The organism is Variovorax sp. P2_H12 (assembly GCF_056403395.1).
This window is the reverse complement of the sequence record NZ_JBFUFO010000016.1, coordinates 24,342-37,586: the sequence shown is the minus strand read 5'-3', so window position 1 is coordinate 37,586 and position 13,245 is coordinate 24,342. Positions and strand designations below refer to the sequence as shown.

Annotated in this window: 14 protein-coding genes; 8 read left to right on the top strand and 6 right to left on the bottom strand. The window is 69.2% G+C overall.

Annotated elements, in window-relative coordinates; all coding sequences use genetic code 11:
• Positions 1-38: 38 nt before the first annotated feature.
• From AC1DYK_RS13220 to AC1DYK_RS13195, 6 genes are all read right to left on the bottom strand, one after another.
• Positions 39-785 carry a lysophospholipid acyltransferase family protein gene (locus AC1DYK_RS13220; protein ID WP_478166810.1) on the bottom strand — a complete coding sequence of 249 codons (747 nt, stop codon included), beginning with the start codon at positions 783-785 and terminating at the stop codon, positions 39-41.
• Positions 782-2,053 carry a dihydroorotase gene (locus AC1DYK_RS13215; RefSeq protein ID WP_478166729.1) on the bottom strand — a complete coding sequence of 424 codons (1,272 nt, stop codon included), beginning with the start codon at positions 2,051-2,053 and terminating at the stop codon, positions 782-784. Before AC1DYK_RS13215 ends, AC1DYK_RS13220 begins: the two co-directional genes overlap by 4 nt.
• 146 nt (positions 2,054-2,199) lie before the next feature.
• Positions 2,200-3,162, bottom strand: a complete 963-nt coding sequence (locus AC1DYK_RS13210; protein WP_286370034.1) for an aspartate carbamoyltransferase catalytic subunit — start codon at positions 3,160-3,162, stop codon at positions 2,200-2,202.
• 175 nt (positions 3,163-3,337) lie between these two features.
• Positions 3,338-3,835: a bifunctional pyr operon transcriptional regulator/uracil phosphoribosyltransferase PyrR gene (pyrR, locus tag AC1DYK_RS13205; RefSeq protein WP_478166728.1), complete on the bottom strand. Its 498-nt coding sequence runs from the start codon at positions 3,833-3,835 to the stop codon at positions 3,338-3,340.
• Entirely contained in the window at positions 3,832-4,254 is a 423-nt protein-coding gene (ruvX, locus tag AC1DYK_RS13200; protein ID WP_478166727.1) for a Holliday junction resolvase RuvX, read from the bottom strand. Before ruvX ends, pyrR begins: the two co-directional genes overlap by 4 nt.
• Before the next feature lie 11 nt (positions 4,255-4,265).
• Positions 4,266-4,865 (bottom strand): YqgE/AlgH family protein, encoded by a 600-nt coding sequence (locus AC1DYK_RS13195; RefSeq protein WP_478090385.1) that lies wholly within the window; start codon positions 4,863-4,865, stop codon positions 4,266-4,268.
• On the opposite strand from AC1DYK_RS13195, the gene AC1DYK_RS13190 reads away from it, so the two are divergent.
• The 8 genes from AC1DYK_RS13190 to AC1DYK_RS13155 all read left to right on the top strand — a co-directional run bounded on the left by AC1DYK_RS13190 (position 4,864) and on the right by AC1DYK_RS13155 (position 13,198).
• The gene (locus AC1DYK_RS13190) at positions 4,864-6,384 is read left to right on the top strand and encodes a cryptochrome/photolyase family protein (RefSeq protein WP_478166726.1); all 1,521 of its coding nucleotides are present in this window, start codon (positions 4,864-4,866) and stop codon (positions 6,382-6,384) included. The two genes, AC1DYK_RS13195 and AC1DYK_RS13190, sit on opposite strands and share 2 nt — an antisense overlap.
• A 240-nt stretch (positions 6,385-6,624) precedes the next feature.
• A complete protein-coding gene (locus AC1DYK_RS13185; protein ID WP_478166725.1) occupies positions 6,625-7,539 on the top strand; it encodes a dihydrodipicolinate synthase family protein in 915 nt (304 codons plus the stop codon).
• Positions 7,540-7,584: 45 nt separating this feature from the next.
• Positions 7,585-8,718, top strand: coding sequence for a branched-chain amino acid ABC transporter substrate-binding protein (locus tag AC1DYK_RS13180; RefSeq protein WP_478166724.1), 1,134 nt, complete (start codon positions 7,585-7,587; stop codon positions 8,716-8,718).
• An 11-nt stretch (positions 8,719-8,729) separates the two neighbouring features.
• A complete protein-coding gene (locus AC1DYK_RS13175; RefSeq protein ID WP_478166723.1) occupies positions 8,730-9,665 on the top strand; it encodes a 4-hydroxyproline epimerase in 936 nt (311 codons plus the stop codon).
• A 10-nt stretch (positions 9,666-9,675) separates the two neighbouring features.
• Positions 9,676-10,779 (top strand): NAD(P)/FAD-dependent oxidoreductase, encoded by a 1,104-nt coding sequence (locus AC1DYK_RS13170; protein ID WP_478166722.1) that lies wholly within the window; start codon positions 9,676-9,678, stop codon positions 10,777-10,779.
• Complete coding sequence (locus tag AC1DYK_RS13165) at positions 10,776-11,042, top strand: (2Fe-2S)-binding protein (protein WP_478166721.1); 267 nt, start codon at positions 10,776-10,778, stop codon at positions 11,040-11,042. Before AC1DYK_RS13170 ends, AC1DYK_RS13165 begins: the two co-directional genes overlap by 4 nt.
• Positions 11,043-11,198: 156 nt before the next feature.
• A complete protein-coding gene (locus AC1DYK_RS13160; RefSeq protein ID WP_478166720.1) occupies positions 11,199-12,482 on the top strand; it encodes an FAD-dependent oxidoreductase in 1,284 nt (427 codons plus the stop codon).
• A 44-nt stretch (positions 12,483-12,526) separates the two neighbouring features.
• A complete protein-coding gene (locus AC1DYK_RS13155) occupies positions 12,527-13,198 on the top strand; it encodes a GntR family transcriptional regulator (protein ID WP_478166719.1) in 672 nt (223 codons plus the stop codon).
• Positions 13,199-13,245 lie beyond the last annotated feature (47 nt).

The following is a 13,245-nucleotide window of genomic DNA, read 5'->3' as shown; positions in this document are numbered from 1 at the left end:
ATGCTGTCATCTTAACGCTGCGTTGCGCTGAGCAGGCCCTACTTGAGTTCGCGGCGCAGCGCCTGGACGTCGGTGTGCAAGGTCTTCGCCCAGACGCGGCGATCGCGGCCCAGCGATGACTGGGGCTCGCCGAATCGCACGATCGCCAGCAGCGGCGGCGCTTTCAGAGTGGCCCAGAGCGAACTCAGCAGGTTGTCGTCGCCGATGTAGCGCGGCGCATGGCTGGTTTCGCCGCTGGTCGCATCGGCAAAGCGCAGCGCGGCCGGCTGCACCGGCGCGCCGGCCGAGATCGCCGCCTGCAGCAGGTTGGCGTGGAAGGGCAGCAGGCCGCCGCCGTCGCTGGTGGTGCCCTCGGGAAAGACCGCGATCACGTCGCCCGCGCGCAGCGCCTCGGTCATGTGATGCACCACGCGCACCGCGTCGCGCCGGCGCTCGCGCTCGATGTAGAGCGTGCCGGCACCGGTCGACAGGGTGCCGATCAGCGGCCATTGGCCCACCCCCGCCTTGGAAACGAAGCGCACATGCCGCGCCGCATGGATCGCCAGGATGTCCAGCCAGGACAGATGGTTCGACACCACCAGCACCGGCCCTTGCATGGGCGGGGTGCCCAGCACCGTGAGGCGGACGCCCATCAGGTTCAGCATGCGCTCGGCCCATTGCTGGACGCGCTGTTCGCGCTCTGCGGGCGAAAGCCGGGGAAACCGGGTCCGGATGGTCCACCAGCCGGCCAACGCGTGCGCGATCGCGCGCAGCAGCTTCCAGCTGGCGGACAGGGCGTGCATCAGCCGTGCACCACCCGACCACCCACGAGCGTGAAACGGGCCCGTCCGCGCATCGCGTAGTCGCCGAAGGGCGTGTGCTTGCCCTGGCTCTTGAGCGTCTCGGGCCGCACCAGCCACTCGTGCGTCGGGTCGACCACGCAGAGGTCGGCCGCGCCTCCCGCGGCCAGCCGGCCCACGCCTTCGGCGTTCAGCMGCCGCGCCGGCGCGGCGCTCACGACCTCGATCGCGCGCCGCAGGCCGGCGCCGCTCTGCTCACCCCACAGCAGCGCCAGCGGCAGCAGCAGCTCGAGACCGGTCGCGCCGGGCTCGCTTTCGGCGAAGGGCAGCGTCTTGGCATCGGCTTCCACCGGCGTGTGGTCGGACACCAGCGCGTCGATGGTGCCGTCGGCCAGCCCGGCCGACAGCGCGTCGCGGTCGCGCTGCTGGCGCAGCGGCGGATTGAGGCGCGCGCGGCTGTCGAAGAAACCGATGTCGGTGTCGGCCAGATGCAGCGAATTGATGCTGACGTCGCAGCTGATCGGCAGGCCCTCGGCCTTGGCCGCGCGCACCTGCGCGACCCCGGCCGCGCTCGACAGGCGGCACAGGTGCACCCGGGTGCCGGTGCTGCGCATCAGCTCGACGATGGTGAAGATGGCGATGGTCTCGGCCGCGACCGACACCCCGGCCAGGCCGAGACGCGTCGCCAGCGGCCCGCTGGCGGCGACGCCGCGGCCGAGGTCGCGCTCCTGCGGCCGCAGCCACACCGTGTAGCCGAAGGTGCTCGCATACTGCAGCGCACGCTGCAGCACCTGCGTGTTGCCCAGCGGCACCTCGGCCTGGCCGAAGCCGATGCAGCCGGCCTCGGTCAGCTCGGCCATCTCGGTCAGCACCTCGCCGGCCAGCCCGCGCGTCAGCGCACCGAGCGGGAACAGGCGCGCGCGCTGCATCTTCTCGGCCCGGAACTTGAGCATCTCGACCAGCCCCGGCTCGTCGAGCACCGGGTCGGTGTCGGGCGGGCAGACCAGGCTGGTGACGCCGCCGGCCACGGCCGCGCCCATCTCGCTCTCGAGCATGCCCTCGTGCTCGTAGCCGGGCTCGCGCAGCCGCGCCGCCAGGTCGACCAGGCCGGGCACGACGAGGCAGCCCTGGGCGTCGAGCGTGCGCTCGGGCCGGAACTCGGGCGAGACATCGCCGATGGCCTGCACGACGCCGTCGGCGATCGCGATGTCCGCCTGCCGGTCGAGGTTCGAAGCCGGGTCCACCACGCGCCCGTTGACGATAAGAATATTCATGTTGGTTCTCTACTCAGCGACGGGAAATGGCGGGGGAGCGGCGTAGCGAGCGGCCCGAGGTCGCGTCGAGCAGCGCAGCCGTACATGCGTACGGCGAGCAGCGCAGGCGCGGGATCGGGGCGCGCAGTCGCCGAGCACCCGCCATTTCATGCTTCGTTACCTGCGACGATGCTCATCACGGCCATGCGGACCGCGATCCCGAAAGTGACCTGCGGCAGGATCACGCTCTGGCGGCCGTCGACCACCGCCGAGTCGATCTCGACGCCGCGGTTGATCGGTCCCGGGTGCATCACGATCGCATCCGGCTTGGCGAGCTGCAGCTTCTCGGGCGTGAGGCCGAAGGTCTTGAAGAACTCCTGCGACGAAGGCAGCAGCGCCCCGCTCATGCGCTCGTTTTGCAGCCGCAGCATGATGATCACGTCGCAGTCCTTGATGCCTTCCTCGAGCGTGTGGCACACGCGCACGCCCATCTGCGCCATGTCCGACGGCACCAGGGTCTTGGGCCCGACCACACGCACCTCGGCGCAGCCCAGCGTGGTGAGCCCGTGGATGTCGGAGCGCGCCACGCGCGAATGCAGCACATCGCCGACGATCGCCACCGTCAGGTTGGAGAAGTCCTTCTTGTAGTGGCGGATCGTGTACATGTCGAGCAGGCCCTGCGTCGGGTGCGCATGCCGCCCGTCGCCCGCGTTCACCACGTGCACGTGCGGCGCCACGTGCTGGGCGATCAGGTAGGGCGCGCCCGACTCGCTGTGGCGGACCACGAACAGGTCGGCGGCCATCGCGCTCAGGTTGGCAATGGTGTCGAGCAGCGACTCGCCCTTGGTCGCCGAGGAGCGCGCGATGTCGAGGTTGATCACGTCGGCCGACAGCCGCTTGGCCGCGATCTCGAAGGTGGTGCGGGTGCGCGTCGAGTTCTCGAAGAACAGGTTGAACACGCTCTTGCCGCGCAACAGCGGCACCTTCTTGACCTCGCGGTCGCTGACGCTCGTGAAGTTGGCCGCGGTGTCGAGGATGTGCGTGACGATGTCCTTGGGCAGGCCCTCGATCGACAGCAGGTGGATCAGCTCGCCGTTCTTGTTGAGTTGGGGGTTGCGCTTGTAGAGCATCAGGCCTCCCGCCGGGCCGCCCCAAGGGAGGCCTGCGCCCCCTCGGGGGGCAGCAAATACACGAAGTGATGAGCGTGGGGGCTATTCATTTCAGCCTCCCGCCGGGCCGCCCCAAGGGAGGCCTGCGCCCCCTCGGGGGGCAGCGAATACATGAAGTGATGAGCGTGGGGGTGATTCATTTGCTTTCTTCTACCTTGAACGCGAAGGCGCCGCTGTCGCTGCGCGCCAGGGCCAGCAATTGCGTGGCCGGCAGCGCCAGCTTCTGCGCCGCGAAGTCGGCCGCCACCGGCAGCTCGCGGCCGCCGCGGTCGATCAGCACCGCCAGCCGCACGCAGGCCGGCCGGCCGAAGTCGAACAGCTCGTTGAGCACCGCCCGGATGGTGCGGCCGGTGTAGAGCACGTCGTCGAGCAGCAGCACGTCGGCGCCGTTGACGTCGAAGGGCAGCGTGGTCTGGGCGCTCGCGCTCAGGCCGCGGCGCGCGAAATCGTCGCGGTGCATGGCCGAGGAGATGATGCCGGGCGTGCCGGCCAGGCCCAGGTCCTTCTGCAGCCGCTCGACCAGCCAGGCGCCGCCCGAGGTGATGCCGACCAGCCGGGTGTCCGGGCGCATGAGGGGTTGGACGCCGCGCAGCAGCTCGACATAGAGCGCTTCGGCGTCGGGGATTGCGTTCACGGGAGACTCCTCAGGAACTGTTCAAGGATGATGCAGGCCGACGCGGCATCGGCGTCGCGGGCGCCGGCGGCCAGCGCCTCGGTGGTGCTGTAGCGCTCGTCGACCTCGTACACCGGCAGATGGAAACGACCATGCAGCTGCCGGGCGAAACGCTGGGCGGCGCGGGTGTTGTCGTGCGGTGCGCCGTCGGGGTGGCAGGGCACGCCGACCACCAGCGCGTCGGGCTGCCATTCGCGGATCCGGGCCTCGACCTGCGCGAAGCGGGCATCGCCCTCGGCCTTGATGGTGGCCTGCGGCGTGGCCGTGCGCAGCAGCCGGTTGCCGCTCGCGACGCCGGTGCGCTTCTGGCCGTAGTCGAAGGCCAGGAAGCTCTGGAAATGGGAGGGGACGGACGGGGCAGGGACAGCGCGGTCAGGCATCGCCGGAACGCTCATGCATGCCCCGCATCGGGCGACAGCGTCCAGGCCTCCAGGCCCAGCAGCGACAAGGCCTTGTCGTAGCGCTGCTCGACCGGCGTGTCGAAGATCACGGCCGGGTCGGCGCCCACGGTGAGCCAGCTGTTCTCGGCCAACTCGGATTCGAGCTGGCCCTCGCCCCAGGCCGCGTAGCCGAGCGAGACCAGCACCTTGCGCGGGCCGGCGCCGGTGGCCATCGCTTCCAGCACGTCCTTGGAGGTGGTCATCTCGAGGCCGCCCGGGATCGTCATGGTCGAGGCGTAGACCGACTCGTTGGGCTTGTCGGCGTCCGCGAACACCGGCTCGTGCAGCACGAAGCCGCGCTCGGTCTGCACCGGGCCGCCCTGGAACACGGGCGCGTTGCCGAGCTCGGGGCGCGACAGGTGCAGCTCGATCTTCTCGAACAGCACCTTGAGGTTGATGTCGCTGGGCTTGTTGATCACCAGGCCCAGGGCGCCGCGCTCGCTGTGTTCGCACAGGTAGACCACGCTGCGGCTGAATGCCTTGTCTTCCAGACCCGGCATCGCAATCAGGAAATGATGCGTGAGGTTCATGGGGGCAGAATCGAAGGCCATGCCGCCGATTTTACTGGCCGTCGACAAAATCTATCCCAGGGGCCTGATGTGGTTTAGGCGCGATCTGCGCGTGGACGACAACGCGGCGCTCTACCAGGCCCTGCGGGCCTGCCGGCAGGTGGTCTGCGTGTTCGTTTTCGACCGCGCGATCCTCGACCCCCTGCCCCGCGCCGACCGGCGCGTGGAGTTCATCCGCGAGTCCCTGGTGGAGCTGCAGGCGGAGCTCGAGGCGCTGGGCGGCGGGCTGATCGTGCGCCACGCGGCGGCCGAGGACGAGATCGCGCAACTGGCGCGCAGCCTGGAAGCGCAGGCGGTGTTCGCCAACCGCGACGACGAACCCGGCGCACTCGACCGCGACGCCAGGGTGCTGGGCGCGTTGGCCAACGCCGGCGTGGCCTTCCACACCTGCAAGGACCAGGCCATCTTCGAGCGCGACGAGCTGCTGGCCCAGGCCGGGCAGCCCTACACCGTCTTCACGCCCTACAAGCGCGCCTGGCTGGCCAAGGTCGACGCCTTCTATCTCAAGCCGTATCCGGTTCGCAGCCACGCCGAGGCGCTGGCGCCGCCGCCCCACGCGCTGCGCGCGCCGGTGCCGACGCTGGCCGCGCTGGGCTTCGAGAAAACCAACCTGTCCGGACTCGAGATCCCGACCGGCAGCCAGGGCGGCGCCGCGCTGCTGGGCGACTTCCTGCAGCGCATCGACCGCTACGACACGGCACGCGACTTCCCCTCGGTGCGCGGCCCGAGCTACCTCGGCGTCCATCTGCGCTTCGGCACCGTCTCGATCCGCCAGCTCGCGGGCCTGGCATACCCGCTGTCGCAGCAGGGCAATGGCGGCGCGGCGACCTGGCTCGGCGAGCTGATCTGGCGCGACTTCTATTTCCAGATCCTGGCCCACCACCCGCGCGTGGCCGAAGGCGGCGAATCGCACAGTTTCCGGCCCGAGTACGACAGGATCCAGTGGCACCATGGCAAGCACGCCGACCAGCTGTTCGACGCCTGGTGCCAGGGCCGCACCGGCTATCCGCTGGTCGATGCCGCGATGGCGCAGATCAACCAGACCGGCTACATGCACAACCGGCTGCGCATGGTGGTCGCGAGCTTTCTCTGCAAGGATCTGGGGCTGGATTGGCGGCGCGGCGAGCGGTATTTCGCCCTGCACCTGAACGACTTCGAGCTGGCCTCGAACAACGGCGGCTGGCAGTGGGCGAGCTCGAGCGGCTGCGACGCCCAGCCCTATTTCCGGATCTTCAACCCGGTCACGCAGAGCGAACGCTTCGACCCCGAGGGCAAGTTCATCCGCCGCTACCTGCCGCAACTCGCGAAGCTGCCGGATGGCGCGATCCACGCACCCTGGACCGCCAAACCGGTCGAACTGCTGGCGGCGGGCGTCGAACTCGGCGTGAACTACCCGAAGCCGGTGGTCGACCACGCCGAGGCGCGCGAGCGCACGCTGCAGCGCTATGGGGTGGTGCGGCAGGCGGAGCGCGCGGCGGGAAACGCTCGGCTCCGGTCATAGGGCAGATGCCCGGCGAGCCCGCAGCTGCTCGCCGACTTCCATCCCTCGAGTGATTGTCCAGAGCCCGCTTGCTGCGGGCTTTGTGCTCTTGGAGCGCCCGGACTGTGCGGCCCCACTCCTTGCCATTCACGCAAGCCCCCCATCCATCAAGCTGATGGAAACCCTAAGAAGATATTTCAAATATCTTTCTAATATATTAACAACTCACTTCGCCCCCTCACCATTTGCAGGAGCACCGCAATGAACCATCCCCGCTGGCAAGGCATCTTCCCGGCCGTCACCACCAAGTTCCACGCCGATGAGCGCATCGATGCCGAAGGCACCGCGAAGCACATCGACTTCCAGATCCGCAACGGCGTCCACGGCATCGTCACCTGCGGCTCGCTGGGCGAAGCCAGCACCCTGACTCTCGAGGAAAAGCTGGAGGTGGCGAAGATCGCGCTGGACGCGAGCGATGGCCGCGTGCCGGTGCTGGCCAACGTCTCCGAGACCAGCACGCGCGAAGCGCTGCGCTACATCGACGGCGCCAACAAGCTCGGCGTGGCCGGCTTCATGGTGATGCCCTCGGTCATCTACGTGGCCGACGCGCGCGAAGCCATGCTGAACGTGCGCACCATGGCCAACGCAGCGCAAAAACCGGTGATGGTCTACAACAACCCGATCGCCTACCGGGTCGACCTGTTGCCCGCGCACATGGCCGAACTGGCCGACTGCGAATGGATCGTCGCCATCAAGGAAAGCTGTGGCGACACCCGCCGCATCACCGACCTGCGCAATCTGCTGGGCGACCGCTACCAGTTGTTCCTCGGCGTCGACGACCTCGCCTTCGAAGGCCTGGCGCTGGGCTGCGATGGCCTGCTGGCGGGCGTCGGTTGCACCTTCCCGCGCGAAACCGTGGCGCTCTACGATTTGATGAAGGCGGGCCGGTTTGCCGAAGCGCTCAAGCTGTATCAGTGGATGACGCCGATGCTGCACCTGGACGTCTCGACCAAGCTGGTGCAAAACCTCAAGCTGATCGACCTGCTGGCCGGTGTCGGCACCGAGCACATGCGCCGCCCGCGCCTGCCGCTGGTCGGCGAAGAGCGGGCATTCATCGAAAAGGTCGTCAGCCAGGCGCTCGCGACCCGGCCGCCCGAGTACCGGTCGGTCAGCTGAATCCGTTCCAACGCCCATTCACCGCCTCCCACCCAAGGAAAAAGCATGAAGACCGTCGCACACACGATTCCGCTTCTCGGCCTCGCCGCACTCGCCCTCGCGGGTCCCGCGCAGGCCCAGGAGCAGGTGGTCAAGATCGGCCACAGCGGTCCGCTGTCGGGCCCCAACGCCTATGCGGGCAAGGACAACGAAAACGGCGCGCGTCTCGCCATCGAGGAGCTCAACGCGAAGAAGATCGTGGTCGGCGGCAAGACGCTGAAGTTCGAGCTGCATTCCGAGGACGACCAGTGCGACGCCAAGACGGGCGTCAGCGTCGCGCAGAAGTTCGCGGACGAGGGCATCAAGTTCGTCATGGGGCCCTACTGTTCAGGCGTGGCCATTCCTGCTTCGCGCGTCTACGGCGACGGGGGTGTGCTGCTGTCCACCGTGGGCACCAACCCCAAGGTGACGCAGGGCGGCTACAAGAACCTCTACCGCATCATCGCGAGCGACAACCAGATCGGCTCCGCCATGGCGGTCTATGCGGCCAAGGTGCTCAAGGTGAAGAAGGTAGGCGTGATCGACGACCGCACCGCGTTCGGCCAGGGCCTGGCCGAGGAGTTCACCAAGGAGGCGAAGGCGCAGGGCCTCACCATGGTGCGGCAGGAGTTCACCACCGACAAGGCGGTCGACTTCACCGCCATCCTGACCAACCTGAAGGCCACGCAGCCCGAAGCGATCTTCTTCGGCGGCTACGCACCACAGGGCGCACCCATGGCGCGCCAGATGAAGCAGCTCGGCATCGCCGCGAAGCTGCTCGGCGGCGACACGCTGTGCAGTCCGGAGATGGGCAAGCTGGGCGGCGATGCGGTCAACGACGCCGTCTTCTGCGCCCAGGGGGGGTCGATCCTCGAGAAGGCGGTGAGCGGCCCGGCCTTCAAGGCGAAGTTCAAGAAGCGCTTCAACGTCGATGCCGACGCCTATGCGGCCTCGTACTACGACCAGCTCATGTTCATCGGCGAATCCATGCAGAAGGCCAACTCGGTCGACCCCGACAAGGTAGGCGCGGAGCTCTACAAGACGACCTACAAGGGCGTGGCTGCCAGCTACAGCTACGACGACAAGGGCAACCTGAAGCAGGCGCCCATCACGGTGTTCACCTTCAGGAACGCCGCGCCGGTGCCGCTCGACAGCTACTGAGGACCACGGCCATGCAACGCATCCAGGTCATCGACTCACACACGGGCGGCGAGCCCACCCGGCTGGTCATCGGCGGGTTTCCCGATCTCGGCGGCGGCAGCATGGCCGAACGCCGCGCGCTGCTGGCCGCCGCCCACGACGCGTGGCGCTGCGCCACGGTGCTGGAACCGCGCGGCAGCGACGTCGTGGTCGGCGCGCTGCTGTGCGAGCCCGTGGCATCCGATGCCGCGGCGGGCGTGATCTTCTTCAACAACGCGGGCTATCTCGGCATGTGCGGGCACGGCCTGATCGGCCTGGTCGCGAGCCTGGCCCACATGGGCCGCATCGAAGCCGGCAGCCACCGCATCGAGACCCCGGTGGGCACGGTGACGGCGACGCTGCACGAGGACGGCCAGGTCAGCGTGCGCAACGTCGCCGCCTACCGGCACCTGCATCAGGTGCCGGTGGCCGTGCCGGGTCACGGCACGGTGCACGGCGACGTGGCCTGGGGCGGCAACTGGTTCTTCCTGGCGAGCGATCATGGGCAGCGGGTGGCGAGCGACAACCTGGCCGCACTCACCACCTATGCATCGGCTCTGCGTCATGCACTGGCGACGCAGGGCATCCAGGGTGCCGATGGCGCGGAGATCGACCACATCGAGCTGTTCGCCGACGACGACCAGGGCGCAGACAGCCGCAACTTCGTGCTCTGTCCCGGTCTGGCCTATGACCGCTCGCCTTGCGGCACGGGCACGAGCGCCAAGATCGCCTGCCTCGCCGCCGACGGAAAGCTGGCACCCGGCGAAGTCTGGCGCCAGGCCAGCGTGATCGGCAGTCGCTTCGAGGCCAGCTATGAACGGGCCGATGGGCGGGTCGTTCCGACCCTTCGCGGCCGCGCCCACATCAGCGCCGAAGCCACCCTCCTGATCGAGGACGACGACCCCTTCGGCTGGGGCATCCGCCTCTGAAGCATCGCAGATGAAAGCCGACGACGTTCTCGTGATTGGCGCCGGCATCGTGGGCGCGGCCTGTGCCCATGCGCTGGCTCAGGCCGGCCTTCAGGTGAGAGTGGTCGATGCCGGCCTGGGCGGAGCGACGGGCGCCGGCATGGGCCACCTGGTGGTGATGGACGACAACCCGGCCGAACTCGCACTCTGCCGGCACTCGCTCGCGCTGTGGCATGCGCTGGCGCCGCGGATGGGCAGCGACTGCGCGTTCACGCGCTGCGGCACGCTCTGGCTGGCCGCCAACGACGACGAAATGGCGGCGGCCGAGGACAAGCGCGCGCGCCTTGCCGATCACGGCATCGGCTGCCGCCTGCTGGGGGCCGACGCGCTGGCCGCGGCCGAGCCCGCGCTGCGCCCCGGTCTGGCGGGCGCACTCGAGGTGCCCGGCGACAGCATCGTCTATGCGCCCAACGCAGCGCGCTGGCTGCTCGCGCACACCGACGGCCGCGTCGAGGTCGAACGCGCCGAGGTGGTGGCGATCGAAGAGGACGGCGTCCGGCTCGCCGACGGCAGCCGCCGCCATGCGCCCCATATCCTGCTGGCCAACGGCATCCAGGCCACCACGCTGTGCCCGGAACTGCCGATCAGGCCCAAGAAGGGCCACCTGCTGATCACCGACCGCTACCCCGGCACCGTGCACCACCAACTGGTCGAACTGGGCTATGTGACGAGCGCGCACCACAGCGACGGACTATCAGTCGCGTTCAACCTGCAACCCCGACCCACCGGCCAGTTGCTGTTGGGCTCCTCGCGCCAGTTCGACATCACAGACCCTGCCGTGGAAGCGGCCATGCTGGAGCAGATGCTGCAGCGCGCACTGGGCTACATGCCGGGCCTGGCGGATCTCAACGCGATCCGCGCCTGGACCGGGCTGCGTGCAGCAACGCCCGACAGCCTGCCTCTGCTGGGTCGTCATCCATGGCGCGAAGGGCTCTGGCTTGCCGTGGGACACGAGGGCCTGGGCGTCACCACGGCCACCGGCAGCGCCGATCTGCTGGCCGCCCTCATGACCGGAGGCACGCCGGCTTTCGACCCCGCGCCCTACGCCCCGACGCGCTTCCTGGAGGCCGCATGAGGACGACGGCGCCGGCCATGCTGGCCCTGCACATCGATGGCTGGCCGGTGTCCGTTCCCGCGGGCAGTTCGGTCGCGTCGGCACTGCGCATCGCCGACGCCTGCGGCCTGGGAACCGCGCGCCATTCGGTGCGGGGCGAGGCCCGTGCGCCTTTCTGCGGCATGGGCATCTGCCAGGAATGCCGGGTCGACATCGATGGCCGGCGACGCCTGGCCTGCCAGACCGCTTGTGCCGGGGGCATGCGGGTGGAGACGCTGCGATGAAACCCACCCCCGTTGCTGGCTCACTTCGTGTAGCCGCCTCCCCCTCAAGGGGGCAACACCAGCGGCCCGGCGGAGCCGGTTCCGCGGTGTTCCTGGCCTCTGGCTGCGCCGGTTTCATGCGTCGCGGGTCACGCGATCGCACGGTGGAAAATTGAAATGAGCGCGGTGACCGAGCACTGCGACGTGCTGATCATCGGCGCAGGGCCGGCCGGCATGGCCGCGGCCGTGGCCGCTGCGCCCAGCGGCGCCCGCATCGTGGTGGTCGACGACAACCCGGTGCCGGGCGGCCAGATCTGGCGCGACGGGCCCGGCGCGCAGCTGCCTGCGGCCGCCGTGACATGGCGCGATGCGGTCTCCCGTTGCTCCAACGTGCGGATCTGCAGCGGGACGCGCATCGTTGCCGCGACCGCGCCGAACGAACTGTTGCTGGAGGATGCGCAGCGCGGCTGGCGGCTGCAATGGAAGAAGCTGATCCTGTGCACCGGCGCCCGCGAATTGCTGCTGCCGTTTCCGGGTTGGACGCTCCCCGGCGTGACCGGTGCGGGCGCGCTGCAGGCCCTCATCAAGTCCGGCTTGCCCGTGGCGGGCGAGCGCATCGTGGTGGCCGGCAGCGGCCCGCTGCTGCTGGCCGCCGCAGCCGCCGCCCGCCAGGCCGGCGCGCAGGTCGTGCGCATTGCCGAACAAGCCGGCTTCGCAGCGGTCGCCGGGTTCGCGCTGCGCCTAGCCGGCTGGCCGGGCAAGTTCGCGCAGGCTGTGCCCCTGGTCGACCCGCAGTACCGAACCGGCGCGCAGGTCGTCGCCGCCCTGGGCAGCGGCCGGGTCCGGGCAGCGCGCATCCAGCGCGGCGGCCGCCAGACGGACATGGCCTGCGAGCGCATCGCCTGCGGCTTCGGTCTGGTGCCGAATACGGAGCTCGGCCGAGGGCTGGGCTGCGCGCTGGCGCCGGTCGCAGGCGGCATGCAGGCGCTGGCCGTCGATGGCATGCAGCAGTGCTCGGTCGCCGACATCTACGCGGCGGGCGAGTGCACCGGCATCGGCGGCAGCGAGCGCGCGCTGGTGCAGGGCTCGATCGCCGGTCACGCGGCCGTCGGCCATACCGCCGCGGCGCAAGCCTGCGGGCCCGAACGGGCGCGCTGGAACGCCTTCGCCGCGCAGTTGCAGCGAAGCTTTGCGCTGGCTCCCGCACTCAAGCGCTTGCCGACTCCCGACACGCTCGTTTGCCGCTGCGAAGACGTGCCTTACGCGGCATTGACGCCTTGCACCGGCTGGGCCGAGGCCAAGCTGCACAGTCGCTGCGGCATGGGGGCCTGCCAGGGCCGTGTCTGCGGTGCGGCAGCGCAGTTTCTCTTCGGCTGGACAGCGCCCGAACCGCGCCCCCCGTTCTCGCCGGCCCGCATCGCGACGCTGGCGGGCATTTCGAATCCCCACTCCGCGGGATAGACGGACAATGCCCCGCAAACTTCCACAGCACGCCGCCTCCGACCATGCCCATCGCCTTGAAATCGTCCCAAGCGACCGCCCCCAAGCGGCGCGCGGCGGACTTGGCCTATGACGCCATCGAGACGCTGATCTCGACGCTGCAACTCGAGCCCGGCAGCCCGGTGGTCGAAGCCGACATCGCCGACTCCACCGGTCTCGGCCGCACCCCGGTGCGCGAAGCGCTGCTGCGCATGATCTCTATCGGCCTCATCGTGCAGCAGCCTCGACGCGGACTGCTGGTCTCCCAGATCGTTCTGGCGGACCATCTCGACGTGATCCAGACACGCAGGGTGCTCGAAAACCTGATCGCCGCCTGCTCGGCGCGCCGCGCCACCGTCGTCCAGCGCAAGGAAATCGTGCGCTGCGCCGAGCGAATGGTGAAAGCGGCCGCGCGCGGCAACCTCGACGACTACATGCTGGCCGACCAGGAACTCGACCAAGCCAATCATCGGGCGAGCCACAACGACTCCGCGGTCAAGGCCGTCGTCCCGTTGATCGTCCAGTGCCGGCGCTTCTGGTATGCCTACCAGCATGAAGGCGACATCACCGAAGGCGCGAACGCGCACATGGAGCTTGCCCAGGGGATCGCGACCTGCGACGAAGCAGCGGCGGTCGCAGGCGCCAATCGGCTGATGGACTACCTGGAGCGATTCGCGCGCCGGGTGATCGACAAGTAGCGCGCTGAATTCCTGCGAGTTCACGGCCACCTTCGACCGCGGCATGC

Coding starts and splice junctions, on each gene's coding strand:
- AC1DYK_RS13155 (WP_478166719.1), top strand. CDS start 12,527: ATGCCCATCGCCTTGAAATCGTCCCAAGCGACCGCCCCCAAGCGGCGC.
- AC1DYK_RS13170 (WP_478166722.1), top strand. CDS start 9,676: ATGAAAGCCGACGACGTTCTCGTGATTGGCGCCGGCATCGTGGGCGCG.
- AC1DYK_RS13195 (WP_478090385.1), bottom strand. CDS start 4,865: ATGGCCTTCGATTCTGCCCCCATGAACCTCACGCATCATTTCCTGATT.
- AC1DYK_RS13210 (WP_286370034.1), bottom strand. CDS start 3,162: ATGCTCTACAAGCGCAACCCCCAACTCAACAAGAACGGCGAGCTGATC.
- AC1DYK_RS13175 (WP_478166723.1), top strand. CDS start 8,730: ATGCAACGCATCCAGGTCATCGACTCACACACGGGCGGCGAGCCCACC.
- AC1DYK_RS13180 (WP_478166724.1), top strand. CDS start 7,585: ATGAAGACCGTCGCACACACGATTCCGCTTCTCGGCCTCGCCGCACTC.
- ruvX (WP_478166727.1), bottom strand. CDS start 4,254: ATGCCTGACCGCGCTGTCCCTGCCCCGTCCGTCCCCTCCCATTTCCAG.
- AC1DYK_RS13160 (WP_478166720.1), top strand. CDS start 11,199: ATGAGCGCGGTGACCGAGCACTGCGACGTGCTGATCATCGGCGCAGGG.
- AC1DYK_RS13185 (WP_478166725.1), top strand. CDS start 6,625: ATGAACCATCCCCGCTGGCAAGGCATCTTCCCGGCCGTCACCACCAAG.
- AC1DYK_RS13190 (WP_478166726.1), top strand. CDS start 4,864: ATGCCGCCGATTTTACTGGCCGTCGACAAAATCTATCCCAGGGGCCTG.
- AC1DYK_RS13165 (WP_478166721.1), top strand. CDS start 10,776: ATGAGGACGACGGCGCCGGCCATGCTGGCCCTGCACATCGATGGCTGG.